This window comes from Dermacoccus barathri (assembly GCF_015070805.1).
Taxonomy (GTDB): domain Bacteria; phylum Actinomycetota; class Actinomycetes; order Actinomycetales; family Dermatophilaceae; genus Dermacoccus; species Dermacoccus abyssi.
In genome coordinates, this window is sequence record NZ_JADCTK010000002.1 from 400,074 (window position 1) to 416,958 (window position 16,885).

At 68.0% G+C, this 16,885-nt stretch carries 14 protein-coding genes; 13 read left to right on the forward strand and 1 reads right to left on the reverse strand.

Translation table 11 applies throughout. From position 1 onward, the window contains the following. Positions 1-175 precede the first annotated feature (175 nt). The 12 genes from IM689_RS04930 (at position 176) to IM689_RS04985 (ending at position 14,455) form a co-directional block, all read left to right on the forward strand. Entirely contained in the window at positions 176-1,276 is a 1,101-nt protein-coding gene (locus tag IM689_RS04930) for a TRM11 family SAM-dependent methyltransferase (protein WP_319803806.1), read from the forward strand. 164 nt (positions 1,277-1,440) lie between these two features. Beyond that, positions 1,441-1,875 (forward strand): 30S ribosome-binding factor RbfA, encoded by a 435-nt coding sequence (rbfA, locus tag IM689_RS04935; RefSeq protein WP_047312022.1) that lies wholly within the window; start codon positions 1,441-1,443, stop codon positions 1,873-1,875. Beyond that, positions 1,872-2,801 carry a tRNA pseudouridine(55) synthase TruB gene (gene truB, locus IM689_RS04940; protein ID WP_193643122.1) on the forward strand — a complete coding sequence of 310 codons (930 nt, stop codon included), beginning with the start codon at positions 1,872-1,874 and terminating at the stop codon, positions 2,799-2,801. The genes rbfA and truB overlap by 4 nt, the downstream gene beginning before the upstream one ends. 94 nt (positions 2,802-2,895) lie before the next feature. After that, positions 2,896-3,996, forward strand: coding sequence for a Nickel transporter NicT (locus IM689_RS04945; protein ID WP_197078998.1), 1,101 nt, complete (start codon positions 2,896-2,898; stop codon positions 3,994-3,996). A gap of 9 nt (positions 3,997-4,005) precedes the next feature. After that, positions 4,006-4,956, forward strand: coding sequence for a bifunctional riboflavin kinase/FAD synthetase (locus IM689_RS04950; RefSeq protein ID WP_193643123.1), 951 nt, complete (start codon positions 4,006-4,008; stop codon positions 4,954-4,956). Positions 4,957-4,972: 16 nt separating this feature from the next. Continuing rightward, entirely contained in the window at positions 4,973-6,073 is a 1,101-nt protein-coding gene (rodA, locus tag IM689_RS04955) for a rod shape-determining protein RodA (RefSeq protein ID WP_227484464.1), read from the forward strand. Between the two features lie 65 nt (positions 6,074-6,138). Further along, the gene (locus IM689_RS04960) at positions 6,139-7,974 is read left to right on the forward strand and encodes an AMP-dependent synthetase/ligase (protein ID WP_319803807.1); all 1,836 of its coding nucleotides are present in this window, start codon (positions 6,139-6,141) and stop codon (positions 7,972-7,974) included. A gap of 162 nt (positions 7,975-8,136) precedes the next feature. Then, complete coding sequence (locus IM689_RS04965) at positions 8,137-9,573, forward strand: DUF6421 family protein (protein ID WP_193643126.1); 1,437 nt, start codon at positions 8,137-8,139, stop codon at positions 9,571-9,573. Next, positions 9,566-10,246 (forward strand): SDR family NAD(P)-dependent oxidoreductase, encoded by a 681-nt coding sequence (locus IM689_RS04970; protein WP_193643127.1) that lies wholly within the window; start codon positions 9,566-9,568, stop codon positions 10,244-10,246. Before IM689_RS04965 ends, IM689_RS04970 begins: the two co-directional genes overlap by 8 nt. Next, entirely contained in the window at positions 10,243-11,310 is a 1,068-nt protein-coding gene (locus IM689_RS04975) for a threonine aldolase family protein (RefSeq protein WP_193643128.1), read from the forward strand. The genes IM689_RS04970 and IM689_RS04975 overlap by 4 nt, the downstream gene beginning before the upstream one ends. 86 nt (positions 11,311-11,396) lie before the next feature. Continuing rightward, positions 11,397-13,400 (forward strand): TIGR03960 family B12-binding radical SAM protein, encoded by a 2,004-nt coding sequence (locus tag IM689_RS04980; RefSeq protein WP_193643129.1) that lies wholly within the window; start codon positions 11,397-11,399, stop codon positions 13,398-13,400. After that, the gene (locus tag IM689_RS04985; protein ID WP_193643130.1) at positions 13,400-14,455 is read left to right on the forward strand and encodes a hypothetical protein; all 1,056 of its coding nucleotides are present in this window, start codon (positions 13,400-13,402) and stop codon (positions 14,453-14,455) included. The genes IM689_RS04980 and IM689_RS04985 overlap by 1 nt, the downstream gene beginning before the upstream one ends. Before the next feature lie 22 nt (positions 14,456-14,477). Here IM689_RS04985 and IM689_RS04990 read toward each other — a convergent pair whose 3' ends face one another. Beyond that, positions 14,478-15,773: an MFS transporter gene (locus tag IM689_RS04990; protein ID WP_193643131.1), complete on the reverse strand. Its 1,296-nt coding sequence runs from the start codon at positions 15,771-15,773 to the stop codon at positions 14,478-14,480. Positions 15,774-15,822: 49 nt separating this feature from the next. Here IM689_RS04990 and IM689_RS04995 point away from each other — a divergent pair, with 49 nt between their 5' ends. After that, positions 15,823-16,560: a TIGR03936 family radical SAM-associated protein gene (locus IM689_RS04995; protein ID WP_082128832.1), complete on the forward strand. Its 738-nt coding sequence runs from the start codon at positions 15,823-15,825 to the stop codon at positions 16,558-16,560. The last annotated feature ends 325 nt before the right edge of the window (positions 16,561-16,885 follow it).

The window sequence follows — 16,885 nt, forward strand, 5'->3', positions numbered from 1 at the left end:
ATGGGGAGTGTTGGGCTTTCCGCATGTGGGCTTCTAAAGTCGCATCTCCGTTCGATGGTGGCCGCGTTCCGCACTCTCGACTTGGAGATCTGAGCTCCCGCAGCCTGGACCTTCGTCGCCTGGCCGAACGCCGCGGATTCGGGGTCGGGGTTGTCACTGCGGCACACTGGAGCCCGTGAATTCCGAGAACGCCGCCGACGAGACCCAGCCCGAGCTTCGCTCATCGCTCGACACCGCGCCCGACGGGCGCCTCCTGCTCCTCGCACCCTCGTCGAACCGCGTCTACGCCGGAGACGCTGCGCGGCTCAACGCCGCGGAGATCACCGTCATGGCCGACGCTCTGGGCCTGGACGCCCGCGTACGACCCGTCACCGTCGCCGGAGTCGATTACCTCAACATCGAAGGCGACGACGACCTGCTCACCCGCGTCGTGAGCGAGGCCAGCGGCGCCTTCGCCCTCTTCGGTTCGGCCGACGGGCTGCTGCGCCCGACGGCCCTCGAACGTCGTCGCCCCTACAGCGACGACCTCGTCACGATCCAGAAGTACCAGGGCAAGACGAACGAGCAGTTCACCCACCTTCTCCTCAACGTCACCGCTGCGCTCGCAAAGCGCCCGCAGGCGCTGCTCGACGGCTCCCTCCACGTGCTCGACCCCTTGTGCGGTCGCGGCACCACCCTCAACACCTGCCTCCTGCGCGGTATCGACGTCACCGGCGTCGACCTCGACAAGAAGGACTTCGAGGCCTACCAGGCGTTCATCACGACGTGGCTTCGCTCCCACCGCCTCAAGCACGAGATCGATGCCAGCCAGGTGCGTCGCGAAGGCCGCACGCTCGGGCGGGCGCTCGAACTCGAGACCGCACCGACGAAGGACGACTGGAAGGCCGGACGCACCCAACAGGTCACCTACCTCAACGTCGACACCACCCGGCTCGGGCGTGTCATGCGCAAGACGAGCGTCGACGTCGTCGTCGCCGACACGCCCTACGGCGTCCAGCACGGCTCCCACGGCGACAAGCTGGACCGCTCGCCGGTGCAGCTCCTCGAGCGAGCGCTGCCGTCCTGGCACGACACCCTGCGCACGGGAGGCACGGTCGGCCTCGCCTACAACCGTCACGTCGTGAAACCCGCCGAACTCGCCGAGGTGCTCGACGCGCACGGGTTCTCGGTCGTCCACGGCCACGGGGCACCTGCCGCCGGCCTCGACGAGGACGCGTTCCGTCACCGTGTCGACGCCTCGATCGACCGCGACATCGTGGTCGCCCGCAAGGGCTGAACCCACCCGGACCACGGCGGGCTCAGCACCCCGTCGTCTCACGGCAACTGCTCGGCGAAACGCCGGAGCCGACAGCTGCCACACACGCGAAAACCATGGTGCTCACGCCCCGACACATCACATAGGGTTGGGGCGAAAACGTCGCCCGGCTCAAGGAGGATCCCATGGCCGACCAGGCTCGCGCCCGTAAGGTCGCTGACCGCATCAAGTCGCTCGTCGCCGAGTTCGTCGAGTTCCGTCTCAAGGACGAGCGGGTGGGCTTCCTCACGATCACCGACGTGCGCGTCACGGGCGACTTGCAGAACGCCTCGGTGTTCTACACCGTCTTCGGCTCGGACGCCGAGCGCGCCGCCACCGCCGAGGCGCTCGCCGACAACCGCGGTCGCATCCGCAGCCACGTCGGCAAGGGTCTCGGCATCCGCCTCACGCCGACGATCGAGTTCTTCCCCGACGCCCTGCCCGAGGGCGCCGCTCACCTTGAGGACGCGCTCGCCAAGGCGCGCGCCCGCGACGAGGAACTCGCGCGGTCCTCGCAGGGGGCTGCGTTCGCCGGCGAGGCCGACCCGTACAAGAAGCCCGAGGCCGCGGACGAGCAGTGAACGACGCGCGACCGCAGACACCCGACGGCATCCTCGTCGTCGACAAACCGGCCGGATGGACGTCGCACGACGTCGTCGGCCGGATGCGACGCCTCGCGAACACGCGCCGGGTCGGGCACGCCGGCACCCTCGACCCGATGGCGACCGGCGTGCTCGTCGTGGGCGTCAATCGCGCGACGAAGCTGCTCACCTTCCTCGTCGGCTGCGACAAGGAGTACACGGCCACGATCCGGCTCGGGCAGTCCACCGTCACCGACGACGCCGAAGGTGATGTCGTCGATGCGCCCGGTGCCACGCGCGAGGTCGTGACCGAGCAGGCCCTCAGCGCTGCTGTCGCCGAACTCACCGGTGACATCGAGCAGGTACCGAGCAGCGTGAGCGCCATCAAGGTCGACGGCAAGCGCTCCTACTCCCGGGTGCGTGGGGGAGAGGACGTCGAACTCGCCGCCCGCCCCGTCACGGTCGGCCGCTTCGAGGTTCTCGAGGTGCGCGAAACGAGTGCCGATGGTGCCACGCGCGTCGTGGACGTCGATGTCGTCGTCGAGGTCTCCTCGGGCACGTATGTGCGTGCCCTCGCACGTGACCTCGGAGCCGCCCTCGGCGTGGGCGGCCACCTCACAGCCCTGCGCCGTACCCGCGTCGGCACCTTCACCCTCGACGCTGCCCGCACCCTCGACGACATCTCGGACGAAGTCGACACCGGCCGGGCCCCGAGCGTCATCCCGATGGCGGACGCCGCCGCAGACGCCTTCGCCGTTCATCACGTCACCGAGGACGAGGAGCGGGCGCTGACCTTCGGCCAGCGCATCGCCTCGGCACCGGAGCGCGCCGAGACCGTGGCCGCCATCGCCCCCGACGGGCGCCTCGCGGCGATCCTCGACGAGAGCACCCCGAAGGCGAAGTCGCGAGTCACCTTCCCGAAGTAATCCACCGGCCAGCCGGTTTCTGCGACGCCGTCGCAACAGTCGGTGCTCCGGGCGTACGATGCTCAGGTTTCGCACCGTCACCCGAGAGGCCACCGTGTCCAAGCTCCCCACCTGGTGGAAAGGCTTCAATGCCGCCGAGCGGCGTTCGATCCTGGGGATGACGGCTTTCGTCGCCCTCCTGCACGTGCTCGGCTGGGGTGTGCTCGCGCTCATCGTGGCGCCCCAGAACCTCCATCTCGGCACCGACGGACGGGGCCAGGTCTTCGGCATCGGGCTCGGAATCACGGCCTACACGCTCGGGATGCGCCACGCCTTCGACGCCGACCACATCGCGGCCATCGACAACACGACACGCAAGCTCCTCAACGACGGGCGCGATCGCAAACCGGTGAGCGTGGGCTTCTGGTTCTCGCTCGGCCACTCGAGCGTCGTCTTCACGATGTGCCTCCTGCTCGCCCTCGGCGTCAAGGCCATCGCCGGACCGGTGGCCGACGACGATTCGAGCCTGCACCGGTGGCTCGGCATCTTCGGGCCCACCGTCTCCGGCAGCTTCCTGTGGCTCATCGGCATCCTCAACCTCGTGAGCCTCATCGGCATCGTGCGCGTCTGGCGTCGGGCCCGTCGTGGTCACCTCGACGAGGTCGCCCTCGAGGAACACCTCAACGGCCGTGGCTTCTTCGCGCGCTTCTTCCGCGGTGCGACGAAGTCGATCACCAAGCCGGCCCAGATGTACCCGCTCGGCTTCCTCTTCGGCCTCGGGTTCGACACGGCGACCGAGGTCTCGCTGCTCGTCCTCGCTGGCGGAGCGGCGGCCTTCGCCCTGCCCTGGTACGCCATCCTCACCCTGCCCGTCATCTTCGCCGCGGGCATGAGCCTGCTCGACGCCGCGGACGGCGTCTTCATGACGCGTGCTTACGACTGGGCCTTCGCCAAGCCGTTGCGGCGCCTGTACTACAACGTCACCGTCACCGGCCTCTCGGTCGTCGTCGCCCTCGTCATCGGCACGATCGAACTCGCCTCTGTCGTCAGCGACAAGTGGGGCATCACGAGCGGGCCGGTGGCGTGGCTCGGCGCGATCCCGCTCGACGAGGTCGGATACGTCATCGTCGGGCTCTTCGTCGTGACGTGGCTGCTCGCCGTGGCGGTGTGGCGCCTGGCACGTATCGATGAGCGCGAGCTCGGCGTCAACGGCTAAGGTGGGCGAGTGTTGCGCCTGAGTGATCCTTCCGACCTGCCGACCGATTTCGGTCCCACCGTCGTCACCCTGGGAAACTTCGACGGCGTCCACCAAGGGCACGCCGCGGTGATCGCCGAGCTCCACGAGCAGGCAGCCAAGCATGACGCCAAGACGGTTGCGGTGACGTTCGACCCGCACCCCCTCGCGGTCCTGCACCCCGACCGTGCGCCTGAGCTGCTCACGGGCCTCGAAGACCGTCTCTATCTGCTCGAACAGCGCGGCCTCGACGCCGTCGTCGTCATGCCGTTCACCCGCGAACTGGCCGCCGAAACGCCCCGCGAGTTCGTCGAGGGCACCTTCGTCGACGCGCTCGGCGCCCGCGCCGTCGTCGTCGGCAAGGACACCCGCTTCGGCATCAAGAACTCCGGTGACATCGACACCCTGCGCGAACTCGGCCAGGAGTTCGGCTTCGACGTCGTCGCGCTCGACGACGTCGGCCCGGGCGTCCGCTGGTCGTCGACGCAGGTGCGTGAATTGCTCGCCGCGGGCAAGGTCGACGAGGCCGCCGACGTGCTCGGGCGTCACCACTGCGTCGTCGGCGAGGTCGTCAAGGGCTTCCAACGGGGCCGCGAGCTCGGTTTCCCGACCGCCAATCTCGCCCGTGACGCCGACGGCGTCGTACCCGCCGACGGCGTGTACGCCGGGTGGCTCGTGCGTCGTGAACTGCCGCAGGACCACCCCGAGTACCGGCTGCCGGCCGCGATCTCCGTGGGCACCAACCCGACCTTCGACATTCCGGAGCGAACGGTGGAGGCCTACGTTCTGGACCGCGACGACCTTGAGCTGTACGGCGAACGCGTCGCCATCGAGTTCGTCGGCCGCCTGCGCGGCAACGTAAAGTTCGACTCCATCGACGAACTTATCGAACAGATGCACGCCGACGTCGCCGCCTCCCGCCCTGTCCTTGGCTGCTCGTGAACGACACGGTCGAGGGTTGCGCGACCTCGCGCACCTCGACCTCGGCCTGCTCGTTGCCGCAGCGGGACTGAGCCTCCTCGGCATCCTGCTCACGTGGTCGGCGACGGCTGCGACGAGCGGAAGCTCTTTTGCCGTCCGCGGAGCACTCAACGTCGCCGTCGGTATGGCTTTGGCGTTTGCCGTGTTGCGCCTCGACGCTCGCACGCTGCGGGCGGCCGTTCCGCTGGCCTACCTCGCCGGGGTGCTCGGACTCCTCGCCGTCCTCAGTCCACTGGGCAGCACGATCAACGGCTCGCGGTCGTGGATCGAGCTGCCGGGTTTCTCCGTCCAACCCGCCGAGATTGCCAAGGTGGCTCTCGGCCTTGCCGTCGCGTCAGCGCTCGCCGACACCGATCAGGTGAGGGGCGCGCTCGCCCGGCGTGACGTCCGTGTCGGCCTCGGTCTCGCGGCCGTTCCGCTCGCGCTCATCATGGCGCAGCCGGACCTCGGCTCGGCGCTCGTCGTCACCGCGATGGCGGTTTCCGCGTTCGCAGTCGCGGGGCTTCGTGCGCGGGTCTTCGCCTGGCTGTTCGCCGCCGCCGTGGCCGTGGCGGGCCTCGCCTTCATGACGCCGTTGCTCGCTCAGTACCAACGCGACCGGCTCCTCGCGTTCTGGCGGCCCGAGGCCGACCCGTCGGGCATCGGTTATCAGGTCGCGCAGGTCAAGCTCGCCATCGGTTCGGGCGGCTGGTTCGGTCAGGGGCTGTTCGAGGGCCGCTCGACCCAGGGTGGATTCATCCCCTTCCAGTACACCGACTTCGTCTTCTCCGTCGCAGGGGAGGAGCTCGGCTTCGTCGGTGCGCTCGGCATCGTCGCGCTCGAGATGTTCGTCGTCGTGCGGACGCTCGTCATCGGCATCCGCTCGCGGGACGCCTTCGGCCGCATCCTGTGCGGAGCGATCGCGGGCTGGTTCCTCTTCCAGAGCGTCGAGAACATCGGGATGAACCTGGGGCTCATGCCCGTCACCGGTGTGCCCTTGCCGTTCGTGTCCTACGGCGGTTCGAGCATGTTCTCCTGTTGGATCGCGGTCGGACTCGTCGGAAACGTCCATGCGGCATCGCGCCGTCGCATATCGTGAGGGAAACACGATGTGAACCCGCGGGTAACTGCCGGCGCCGCACCTCTGGAGGGCCCACCATGGTCATGAACAAAGCTGACGAGACCTTCGATCGGAGCATCCTCGACAACCGGGCACGCTCCGTCGCTCACCTGTTCACGCAGCGCGTCGCGAAGTCGCCGCACGAGGAAGGCTTCCGCTTCGCCAAGGACGGCGCCTGGAAGTCGATGACGTGGGCGCAGACCGACAAGGATGTGCGCGCGATCGCCGCCGGTCTCATCTCCCTGGGCATCGAAGGCCAGGAGCGCGTCGCCATTGCCTCGTCGACGCGCCTCGAGTGGGTGCTCGCCGACCTCGGCACCATGCTGGCCGGTGCCGCCACCACCACCGTCTACCCGACGTCGCAGCTCAAGGACGTCGTCCACATCCTCACCGACTCGGGCTCGCGCATCGTCTTCGCCGAGGACGCCGAGCAGGTCGACAAGCTGCGCCAGGGTCGTGACCAGATCGGTGAGATCGTCAAGGTCGTCACGTTCGGCGGCGAGGGTGACGGCGACTGGGTCATCACTCTCGACGACCTGCAGAAGCTCGGTGAGGAACTGCTCGCCAAGGAGCCCAACGTCGTCGAGGAGCGCATGGAAGGCATCCAGCCCGAGCACCTCGCCACCCTCATCTACACGTCGGGAACGACCGGCCCGGCCAAGGGCGTGCGTCTGCCGCACTCCGCATGGGCGTACGAGGCGGCCGCCGTCGACTCGACCGGGCTGCTCAACTCCGACGACGTGCAGTACCTGTGGCTCCCGCTGGCTCACGTGTTCGGCAAGATGCTTCTGTGCCTGCCGATGCAGGTCGGCTTCCCGACGGTCGTCGACGGTCGTGTCGACAAGATCGTCGAGAACCTGCCCGAGACGAAGCCGACGTGGATGGGCGCTGCGCCGCGCATCTTCGAGAAGGTCTACGCCCGCATCAACGGCATGATGGAGGCCGACGGCGGCGTCAAGCTCAAGCTCTACAAGTGGTCGGTCGGTGTCGGCATGCAGGTGGCCGAGGCCCGCGCCCAGGGACACGAGCCGAGCGGCGCCCTTGCGGCGAAGTACAAGCTCGCGGACAAGCTCGTCCTCGCGAAGATCCGCGACCGCTTCGGTGGGCAGATCCGCTACTTCATCTCCGGTTCGGCGGCCCTCAACAAGGACGTCGCGCTGTGGTTCTCCGCCGTCGGCATGCCGGTGCTCGAGGGTTACGGCCTGTCGGAGTCGTCTGCTGCGGCCTCGGTCAACCGCCCCTACCTCGGCGCCAACCAGGCCGGCACCGTCGGATGGCCGCTGCCGGGCACCGAGTTCAAGCTGGGCGAGGACGACGAGCTTCTCGTCAAGGGCCCGGGCGTCATGCAGGGGTACTGGAACCTCGAGGAGGAGACGAGTCGCGTGCTCGTCGACGGCTGGTTCCACACCGGTGACATCGGTGCGATCGACGAGAGCGGCCACATCCGCATCACCGACCGCAAGAAGGACCTGTTCAAGACCTCGAACGGTAAGTACGTCTCGCCGGGTGCTATCGAGGCAATGTTCAAGGGCGTGTGCCCCTACGCCTCCAACCTCGTGGTCGAGGGTGACGGTCGCAAGTTCGTCTCCGCCCTCATCACGCTCGACGAGGAGGCCATCGCGGGCTGGGCCGAGAAGAACGGCATGGCCGGCAAGAGCTACCGCGACATCGTCACGAGCGACGCGTGCCGCGAGATGGTGCAGGGCTACGTCGACGAGATGAACCTGCAGCTCAACCGCTGGGAGCAGATCAAGCGCTTCATCATCCTGCCGCGCGACCTTTCCATCGAGGAGGGCGAGATCACGCCGAGCCTCAAGCTCAAGCGTCGCGTCGTCGTCGAGAAGTTCAAGGGCGATCTGGACGGCCTCTACACCGACTGATCAGCACCCTCAAGACGAACGACCCGGTCCGCATCGGACCGGGTCGTTCGTCTGTGTGAGGCGGCACACCTTCGGGTAATGTTAGAGCCGTCAGCTACGTTCGCCGCTTACATCGACCCGGGGTGGGTCCAGCGGCCGCAACTCCTCGATTGGAGGTTTTCCATGTCCGTCGACACGACCTTCCGAAACCGTGAGCACAAGGAGATCGTTGGGGAGCCCGAGGTCGTCGAAGACGGCGCTGTGGAGAACAGTGCGGCCTGGAAGCGCCTCAAGGAGGCCGCGCGCAGCATCGCGAGCGTGCAGGTCAAGGACGGTTCGATTCCGGATGCGGCCCACCACGAGCAGGCTCGCGAGGACGTCGCCGTCCTCGTCGATGCCGTCGAGGCGCTGCGTCCGCGTTTCGCTCACGACGACGCGTACCTGCGTGCGCTCGTCGTCGACTTCGAGCGCTGGCGTGACGGCGGCTTCGGGGTGCCGGACTTCCTCGACTCGCTCGTCGAGTTCCAGCCGCAGCAAAACCGCGTCGACGGGCTGCAGCACCTCGTCGTCTTCCCGATGTACACCCAGAACGGCTCGCCGAACCGTCACATCGAGGCCGTCCTGACCGAGGTCATCTGGCCCGGCTTCATCGAGGACCTCGAGCGCGCGTACACGAACCGACTCTTCGTCTCGCTGCGCTTCCTCGACTTCACCGACGGCTACGACACCAACTCGGCCGTGCTCTTCCCGGAGACGGTGGCCATGCGCGAGGTGCCCACGTTCACCTGGGGGGCGATCTTCCAGGACCGCGAGGCAGCTCGCTTCCGCACGGTGCTCAAGGCTGCCGCGGACGTGACACGCCTCGAACTGCCGGAGGGCGCCGAGCGCCTGGCGCAGGACCAGGAGCTCACGGAGAAGACCTTCGTCATGTGGGATCTCATCCACGACCGCACCCACATGCGCGGTGACCTTCCGTTCGACCCGTTCATGATCAAGCAGCGCATGCCGTACTTCCTGTACTCCCTCGAGGAACTGCGCTGCGACCTCACGACCTACCGTGAGTGCGTCGCGCTGGAGAAGAAGCTCGCCGCTCGCCGTGACGAGGGCTTCGGCCTCTCCGACGACGAACTGGAGATGCTCGACCACGCCGGACTCGTGCAGTACGCCGTGCTCTTCGACCGCATCTTCCGCTTCGCCATCACGGGGGACCGCACGCGCAACTACGACGGCCTCGGCGGGCAGCTGATCTTCGCGTGGCTGCACCAGAAGGGCGTCCTTCACTGGACCGACACGTCGCTCGCGTTCGACTGGGATGCCGTGCCGGCCGCCGTCGTCGAACTCGGTGACGCGATCGACGACCTCTACTGGCGTTCGATCGACCGTCCCAAGGTGACGCACTGGCTCGCCGCGTACGACCTCATTCGCGGCGTCCTGACGCCGCACCCGGCGTCCGCATGGGCCAAGGGTCTGCCGGACGAGGTGCTCGCCGGTCCGCCGAAGGGTTACACCGACGCAGTGCTCGACGACGAGTTCCCGCTGTCGATGTTCTACGAGGCCTTCAACCGCAAGCTGCAGCCGGTGATCCTCTCCACGAGCGGGATGACGGGCAAGGATGTCTGATCTGAATTCCCTGACGGTGCTCGTCGCCGGTGCCACGAGCACCAGCGGCGAGGTGATGGCGCGCGCCCTGACCGGTGCCGGGGCGCGCGTCGTCGCCGTCGGTCGCAGTGACGACAAGCTCGCCGCCCTGCGCGAAGCAGTGCCGGGCACCGTGACGTTCACCGCGGACCTCGCGAGCGAGGACGACGTCGCGAGCCTCACCGAGCGCGTGCACGCCAAGGTGGGCCCCATCGACGGACTCGTCCACCTCGTCGGTGGGTGGCGCGGCGGGGGAGGCCTCGCCGGTCAGAGTGAGGCCGACTACCGGTTCCTCGAGAACTCGTTCACCGCGTTGCGTTTCGTCTCCCGGGCGTTCGACGCCGACCTTCAGGCCTCGAGTCGCGGTCGGGTTGCCGTCGTGTCCAGCACGGCGCTCAGGCGACCTCTCGCAGGTGGCGCCAACTACGCCGCGGTCAAGGCCGCGACGGAGGCCTGGACGCGGGCCCTCGCACACGGCTTTACCAAGGCCGCGCGTGACGAGGGATGTGACCTCTCCGGTGCCGCGGTGATCTACCGCGTCAAGGGGTTGGACGGTCTGGAAGAATCGCTCGCCGACGCCGTGGTCACCGCCTTCGCGGGCGACGCGGCCGACGTGAACGACCAGATCATCGATCTCACCGGGAGTCAGGCGTGAAGACGGAGCACGACCTCAACGAGCGCGGTTTCGCCTCGGACAACTATGCCGGGGTGCACCCGGACGTCATGGCAGCCCTCGTGGCGGCGAACGGCGGACACCAGGTGGCCTACGGCGCCGACGTGTACACGGCGCGGCTACAGGAGGTCATGGCCCGTCACTTCGGTGACGACGTCGAGGCGTTCCCCGTCTTCAACGGCACCGGCGCGAACGTCGTCGGGTTGCAGGCCATGTTGCCGCGTTGGGGCGCGGTCATCGCTGCGACGACGGCGCACATCAACGTCGACGAGGGCGGTGCCCCGGAGCGCGTGGGCGGGTTCAAGATCCTCAACGTCGTGACGCCCGACGGGAAGCTGACGCCGGAGCTCGTCGACACCGAGGCATGGGGTTTCGGTGACGAGCACCGCGCGCAGCCCGGCGTCGTCTCGATCACGCAGTCGACCGAGCTGGGCACGCTCTACACGGTCAAGGAGATCAAGGCGCTCGCCGACCACGCCCACTCGCTCGGCCTCAAGCTGCACCTCGACGGCTCGCGGCTGTCGAACGCAGCGGCGTCCCTCGGCGTCAGTCTGCGCGAGATGACGACGGACGCCGGCGTCGACGTCCTCAGCCTCGGTGGCACCAAGAACGGTGCGATGCTCGCCGAAGCGGTCGTCGTCATCAACCCGGAGGCAGCCGAAGGCCTGCCGTACGTGCGCAAGTACACGATGCAGCTGTCGTCGAAGATGCGGTTCGTCGCCGCGCAGCTCATCGCCCTGTACGAGGGCGAGCTGTGGCTCGAGAACGCCCGTCACGCCAACGCGATGGCGCGTCGTCTGCGCGACGGCGTGGAGGCCGGCCTCGCGGACGGTTCCATCAAAGGCGTGGAGTTCACCCAGGACACGTACGTCAACGGCAACTTCGCGGTGCTGCCCGAAGGTGTGGCCGACGTCCTGCGCGAGAAGTTCCGGTTCTACGACTGGGACGCGGCGCGCCGCGAGGTGCGCTGGATGTGCTCGTTCGACACGAGCGAGACCGACGTGGACGCGTTCGTCGCAGCCATCGCTGAGGCAACCACCGGCTGATCGTCCGGCAGGCCGTCGCACTCACGCGACAGGCGCGCCCACGGCAACCTTTTGGGGTTGTCCGTGGGCGCACCTATTCTTGAAACATGCCTGGTGAGTCCCTCTTCCACGACCTTGAGCCCCTGCTGGAGCAGGTGAACAAGCCGATCCAGTATGTCGGCGGCGAGCTCAACGCCCAACTCAAGGACTGGAATTGCGGCGGCTACGGCCCCGAGGGTGAGGAGCTGACCACCCGCTGGGCGCTCATGTACCCCGACGCCTATGAGGTGGGCGTGCCCAACCAGGGCGTCATGATCCTCTACGAAGTGCTCAACGAGCGCGACGACGCTCTCGCCGAGCGCACGTACTCGATGTGGCCGGACATGGAAACGCTCATGCGCGAATCCGGCGTTCCGCAGTTCACCGTCGACGGTCACCGCAGCGTGCGCGACTTCGACGTGCTGGGTGTCTCGTTCTCCACCGAGCTCGGCTACACGAACCTGCTGACGGCGCTCGATCTCGCGGGCATCCCGATGCACGCGAACGAGCGGGGTCTCGACGACCCCATCGTCCTCGCGGGCGGGCACTCGGCCTTCAACCCCGAGCCCATCGCGGACTTCATCGATGCTGCCGTCGTCGGTGACGGCGAGGAGGCCGTCCTCCTCATCACCGACATCATCAAGGAGTGGAAGAGCAGCGGTAAGCCCGGCGGACGCCGTGGCCTCCTGCTCGAACTCGCACGCACCGGCAGTGTCTACGTGCCGTCGATGTACCAGGTCGACTACCTGCCCGACGGTCGCATCCAGCGCGTCGTCCTCACCGAGGAGGCGCAGGGCGTGCCGTGGCGCGTCTCGAAGCACACGGTGATGGACCTCGACGAGTGGCCGTACCCGAAGCAGCCGCTCGTACCGATGGCCGAGTCGGTGCACGAGCGCATGAGCGTCGAGATCTTCCGCGGCTGCACCCGCGGCTGTCGCTTCTGCCAGGCAGGCATGATCACCCGCCCGGTGCGCGAGCGCTCCATCACCGGTATCGGCGAGATGGTCGAGAACGGCCTGGCCGCAACCGGTTTCGAGGAGGTCGGCCTGCTGTCCCTCAGCTCCGCCGACCACACCGAAATCGGTGATCTCGCCAAGGGCCTGGCCGACCGTTATGAGGGCACCCAGACGGGTCTGTCCCTGCCCTCGACCCGCGTCGACGCGTTCAACATCGACCTCGCCAACGAGCTCACCCGCAACGGTCGTCGCTCCGGCCTGACGTTCGCGCCCGAGGGCGGCAGCGAGCGCATCCGCAAGGTCATCAACAAGATGGTCTCCGAGGACGACCTCATCAACACGGTTGCAGCGGCCTACGGCGCCGGCTGGCGTCAGGTGAAGCTGTACTTCATGTGCGGGCTTCCCACCGAGACGGACGAGGATGTCCTGCAGATCGCCGACATGGCCAAGCGCGTCATCGAGACGGGCCGCCAGGTCTCGGGTCGCAAGGACATCCGCTGCACCGTCTCCATCGGTGGCTTCGTCCCGAAGCCGCACACGCCGTTCCAGTGGTGCGGTCAGCTCTCCGCGGAGGAGACCGACGAGCGCCTGAAGAAGCTCAAGGACGCCATCCGCTCCGACAAGAAGTTCGGTTCGAGCATCGGCATGCGCTACCACGACGGCAAGCCCGGCATCGTCGAGGGGCTGCTCAGCCGCGGTGACCGCCGCATCGGTTCGGTCATCGAGGCGGTCTGGCGTGACGGCGGCCGGTTCGACGGCTGGAGCGAACACTTCAGTTACGAGCGGTGGATGGAACAGGCCGCCCGCGTCTTCGCGGAGATGGACGACCCCATCGACGTCGACTGGTACACCACGCGCGAGCGCGGCGAACTCGAGGTGCTCCCGTGGGATCACCTCGACTCCGGCCTCGACAAGGAATGGCTCTGGCAGGACTGGCAGGACGCCCTCGACGAGGAAGAGGTCGACGACTGCCGCTGGACGCCGTGCTTCGACTGCGGCGTGTGCCCGCAGATGAACACCGACATCCAGATCGGCCCCACGGGCAAGACGTTGCTGCCACTCACCGTTCTCGGCTCGGGAGCCAAGAAGCTGGCGTCAGCCGAGCACTCGCACTGATGGCCACACGCTCCAGGGCGTCCCGGCGAGGACGCTCCGGACGCGCACGTCGAGCTCCGGCCAGCGTCAGGGGCCGTGACACCCGCGTCGACAGTCTGCGCGGACTCGTCCTCATCGCGATGTTCGTGGCGCACTGCGCTCCGAGCCCCGGGCCGCTGCGCCTGTTCAACCTGACGGAGTTCGCCACGGCGCCGCTGTTCGCTCTTCTCATCGGCATCGGCGCCGAACTGGGCGACCGAGGAAGCCGCGGGCTCCCGGCCGCGTTCGTGCGCGCCGGCATTCGCGCCGCTGTGCTGGTCGCTCTCGGTTTGTGGCTGGAGACGTGGGGAGCCCAGGTCGACATCGTCCTGCTCTACCTCGCGTTGCCGACCCTTCTGGCTCCGTTGCTCGCTCGACTTCCCGTGAGTGCGCTTGCCGGTGTCGCGACGGCGCTGTGGGCTTCGGCCCCGTACTTCATGGAGTCGTTCGGCTCGAAAGCGGCTGAGGCTGCCGTCCGGGGCGACCAGGTCGGTGCGCGTTTGTGGAATGTGGTCTTCACCGGCACCCACTATCGCCTGACGACGCTCCTCGTCTTCACGTGCATCGGCATCATCCTCTGGCGAGCGATGTCGTCGGTTCGCCTCAATTGGCACATCGCGGCAGCAGGCGCCTTCTCGCTCCTCCTGGCTGCAGGGCTGATGCTCGCCAAGGAGGCCGGCCGCATCGACTTCGAGCCCTACAGCGGCACGCACCTCGAGGTCGCCTTCTGCGCGCTGCTCGTCGTCGGTATCGCGGGCGTCTGGCTCGGGCTCGCTCCCGACCATGTTGACATCCCGCTGCTCTCCGTCGCAGGGGCCATGACGCTCAGCGTCTACGTTGTGCAGATCGGATACCTCGCCTGGTACGTACGCTCGTACGCACCAGGTCAGCCCGACGACAGCTGGGTGAACGTCGCGATCCTCACGGCTCTCGGACTTGTCCTTCCTCTCCTGTGGCGCTCGGCCGTTCCGCGCGAACCGCTCACGAAGGGCCCGATCGAGGGTCCGACGGCGGTGCTCACCCGCATCCTCCACTGACGGCCGAGGGGGCTTACCCGGATCAGGCCGGGACGGTGACCTCGCTCGGCACCCGACCTCGACGCCTCATGCCCAGACATGCCACAGCAGCGAGTCCGCACAGCGCGGCCCCGACCATCCAGGCCCACGTGTAGGTGCCGAGTTCGTCGCGCACCATGCCCGCCGCCGTCGCGGCGATCGCCGCCCCGATCTGGTGGCTCGCGAAGACCCAGCCGAAGACGATGGCGCCTCGCTCCGGGCCGAAGTACGCGCGGCACAGGGCAATGGTGGGCGGCACGGTTGCCACCCAGTCGAGCCCGTAGAAGAGGATGAAGACGAACATGCTCGGCTTCACGTCGTCGGTGAAGAGCATGGGCAGCACGATGAGGCTCAGTCCCCGGCCCGCGTAGTAGATCGTGAGCAGCAGCGCTGGGTCGACGCGGTCGGTGAGCCATCCCGAGAAGATCGTGCCGATGATGTCGAACACACCGACGAGCGCGAGAAGGCTCGCGGCGGCCGTGCCGGCCATGCCGTGATCCATGGCGGCCGGAATGAAGTGGGTGCCGACCAGGCCGTTCGTCGTCGCGCCGCACACGGCGAACGTGAAGGCCAGGATCCAGAACGCCGGACGGGCGGCCGCGTCCTTGAGCGAGGAGAGCGCGAGTCGGGCCGCGCCCGTGGAAACCGGTGGGGGAGTGCGCACGGGCTCGTCGGCCGGAACGCCGTAGGCGTTGACGCCGAGGTCGGAGGGGTGATTGCGCATCCGCCACAGCACGAGCGGGATCGCGACGAGCGCCAGTGCACCGATGGCGACGGTGGCCGAGCGCCAGCCCGACGCATCGGTGAGCTGCGCCATGATCGGCAGGAAGATGAGCTGACCCGTGGCAGCCCCGGCGGCCAGAACACCCGAGACGGTGGCGCGGCGCTTCTCGAACCACCGGTTGCTCACCGTCGCGACGAGCGACATCGACATGACGCCGGCGCCGAGGCCGATGAGCACGCCCCAGCATGCGATGAGCTGCCACGGCTGCGTCATCCACACCGGCAGCACGGCGCCTGCGGCGATGAGGGCGAGCGCGGCCACCACGACCGCGCGAACGCCGAAACGCTCCATGGCCGCGGCGGAGAACGGAGCAGTGAGGCCGTAGAAGAGGAGATTGACCGACACGGCGGAGCCGATGAGGCCCATCGACCACCCGAACTCCTCGTGGAGCGGATGCATCATGACGCTCGGTGCCGAACGGAAACCGGCGGCGGAGATCGCTGTGATGAAAGTGATGCCCGCGACGATCCAAGCGGGGTGGAGCCGCGGTGCGCGCGGGCGCATCGGCTGCGTCATGAACGCATGGTAGAGGCGCTCGGCGCGAGCACGGGTAGGCTTCTCACTCGTGGCACGTCAGCGAGTTCCCGAAGGCCCACCTCCCGCACCGGCAGTGCAGAAGGTGTCCGTGCGCTACGCCAAGCGCGGGCGCCTGCGCTTCTCCTCGACACGCGACTTTCAGCGCGCGCTCGAGCGAGCGGTCCGTCGCGCGGGCGTGCCGATGGCCTTCTCCGCCGGCTTCCACCCTCATCCGCGCATTTCCTATGCCAACGCTGCCCCGACGGGAACGGCGTCCGAGTCGGAGTACTTCCAGCTCCAACTGACGCAGGTGTGTGACGTCGAGAAGCTTCGTGAAGCACTCGACGAGTCGCTGCCGACGGATCTCGCCGTCCTGCGTGTCGTGGAAGCCGCACCGGGTGCGCTCGCGGATCTGCTCCAGGCCAGCGTCTGGCAACTCGACTTCGAGGGCATCCCGCTCGAGACCCTCACCGAAGCCGTCGACGCGTTCATGACTCGCACCGAACTGCTCGTCACGCGCATGACGAAGTCGGGCGTGCGCGAGTTCGACGTCCGCCAGGCCGTCCTCACCTCCGACGTCGTCGGGGTTCGTTCGGACGCCGGTGCCGAGATCGCCCGGTGGACGATGACGATCCAGCACACCACGCCCGCCGTGCGACCCAACGACGTGCTCAAGGGCATCGGTGAACTCACGGAACTCGTCGTTCCGCGCCCGCCGCTCATGACCCGCCTCGCGCAGGGCACTCTGGAGCCCGGCAACACGGTCGGAGACCCGTTCGAGCAATGATGTCCTCGCGTGGCGAGTGGGCCGCACGGCGACGACCTGTGCGATACTGCCTGTGGTTCGCGTGAGTCTCACAGAATTCGCGGCGAACCCGCAGAACCTTCCGACCGCGCCGACGGGACGTGGGGGACGACGGCGCGAGCCGCACCTCACCCGAGCCGTCCGGAGCGAGGGTGGCCGACGCACACACTGCGAAGCTGCCGACCGCGAGGGGCTGCGGCGTGACGTTCGGTGCCGCGCGATGCGCGAGCCGACGATCCACGTAGAAGACGACTTCCGTCGTTGCGGGTCACGACCCGAGACGGCGATTTGCTTCATCCGCGCCGCG

Coding starts and splice junctions, on each gene's coding strand:
- rbfA (WP_047312022.1), top strand. CDS start 1,441: ATGGCCGACCAGGCTCGCGCCCGTAAGGTCGCTGACCGCATCAAGTCG.
- IM689_RS04960 (WP_319803807.1), top strand. CDS start 6,139: ATGAACAAAGCTGACGAGACCTTCGATCGGAGCATCCTCGACAACCGG.
- IM689_RS04965 (WP_193643126.1), top strand. CDS start 8,137: ATGTCCGTCGACACGACCTTCCGAAACCGTGAGCACAAGGAGATCGTT.
- IM689_RS04970 (WP_193643127.1), top strand. CDS start 9,566: ATGTCTGATCTGAATTCCCTGACGGTGCTCGTCGCCGGTGCCACGAGC.
- IM689_RS04980 (WP_193643129.1), top strand. CDS start 11,397: ATGCCTGGTGAGTCCCTCTTCCACGACCTTGAGCCCCTGCTGGAGCAG.
- IM689_RS04985 (WP_193643130.1), top strand. CDS start 13,400: ATGGCCACACGCTCCAGGGCGTCCCGGCGAGGACGCTCCGGACGCGCA.
- IM689_RS04990 (WP_193643131.1), bottom strand. CDS start 15,773: ATGACGCAGCCGATGCGCCCGCGCGCACCGCGGCTCCACCCCGCTTGG.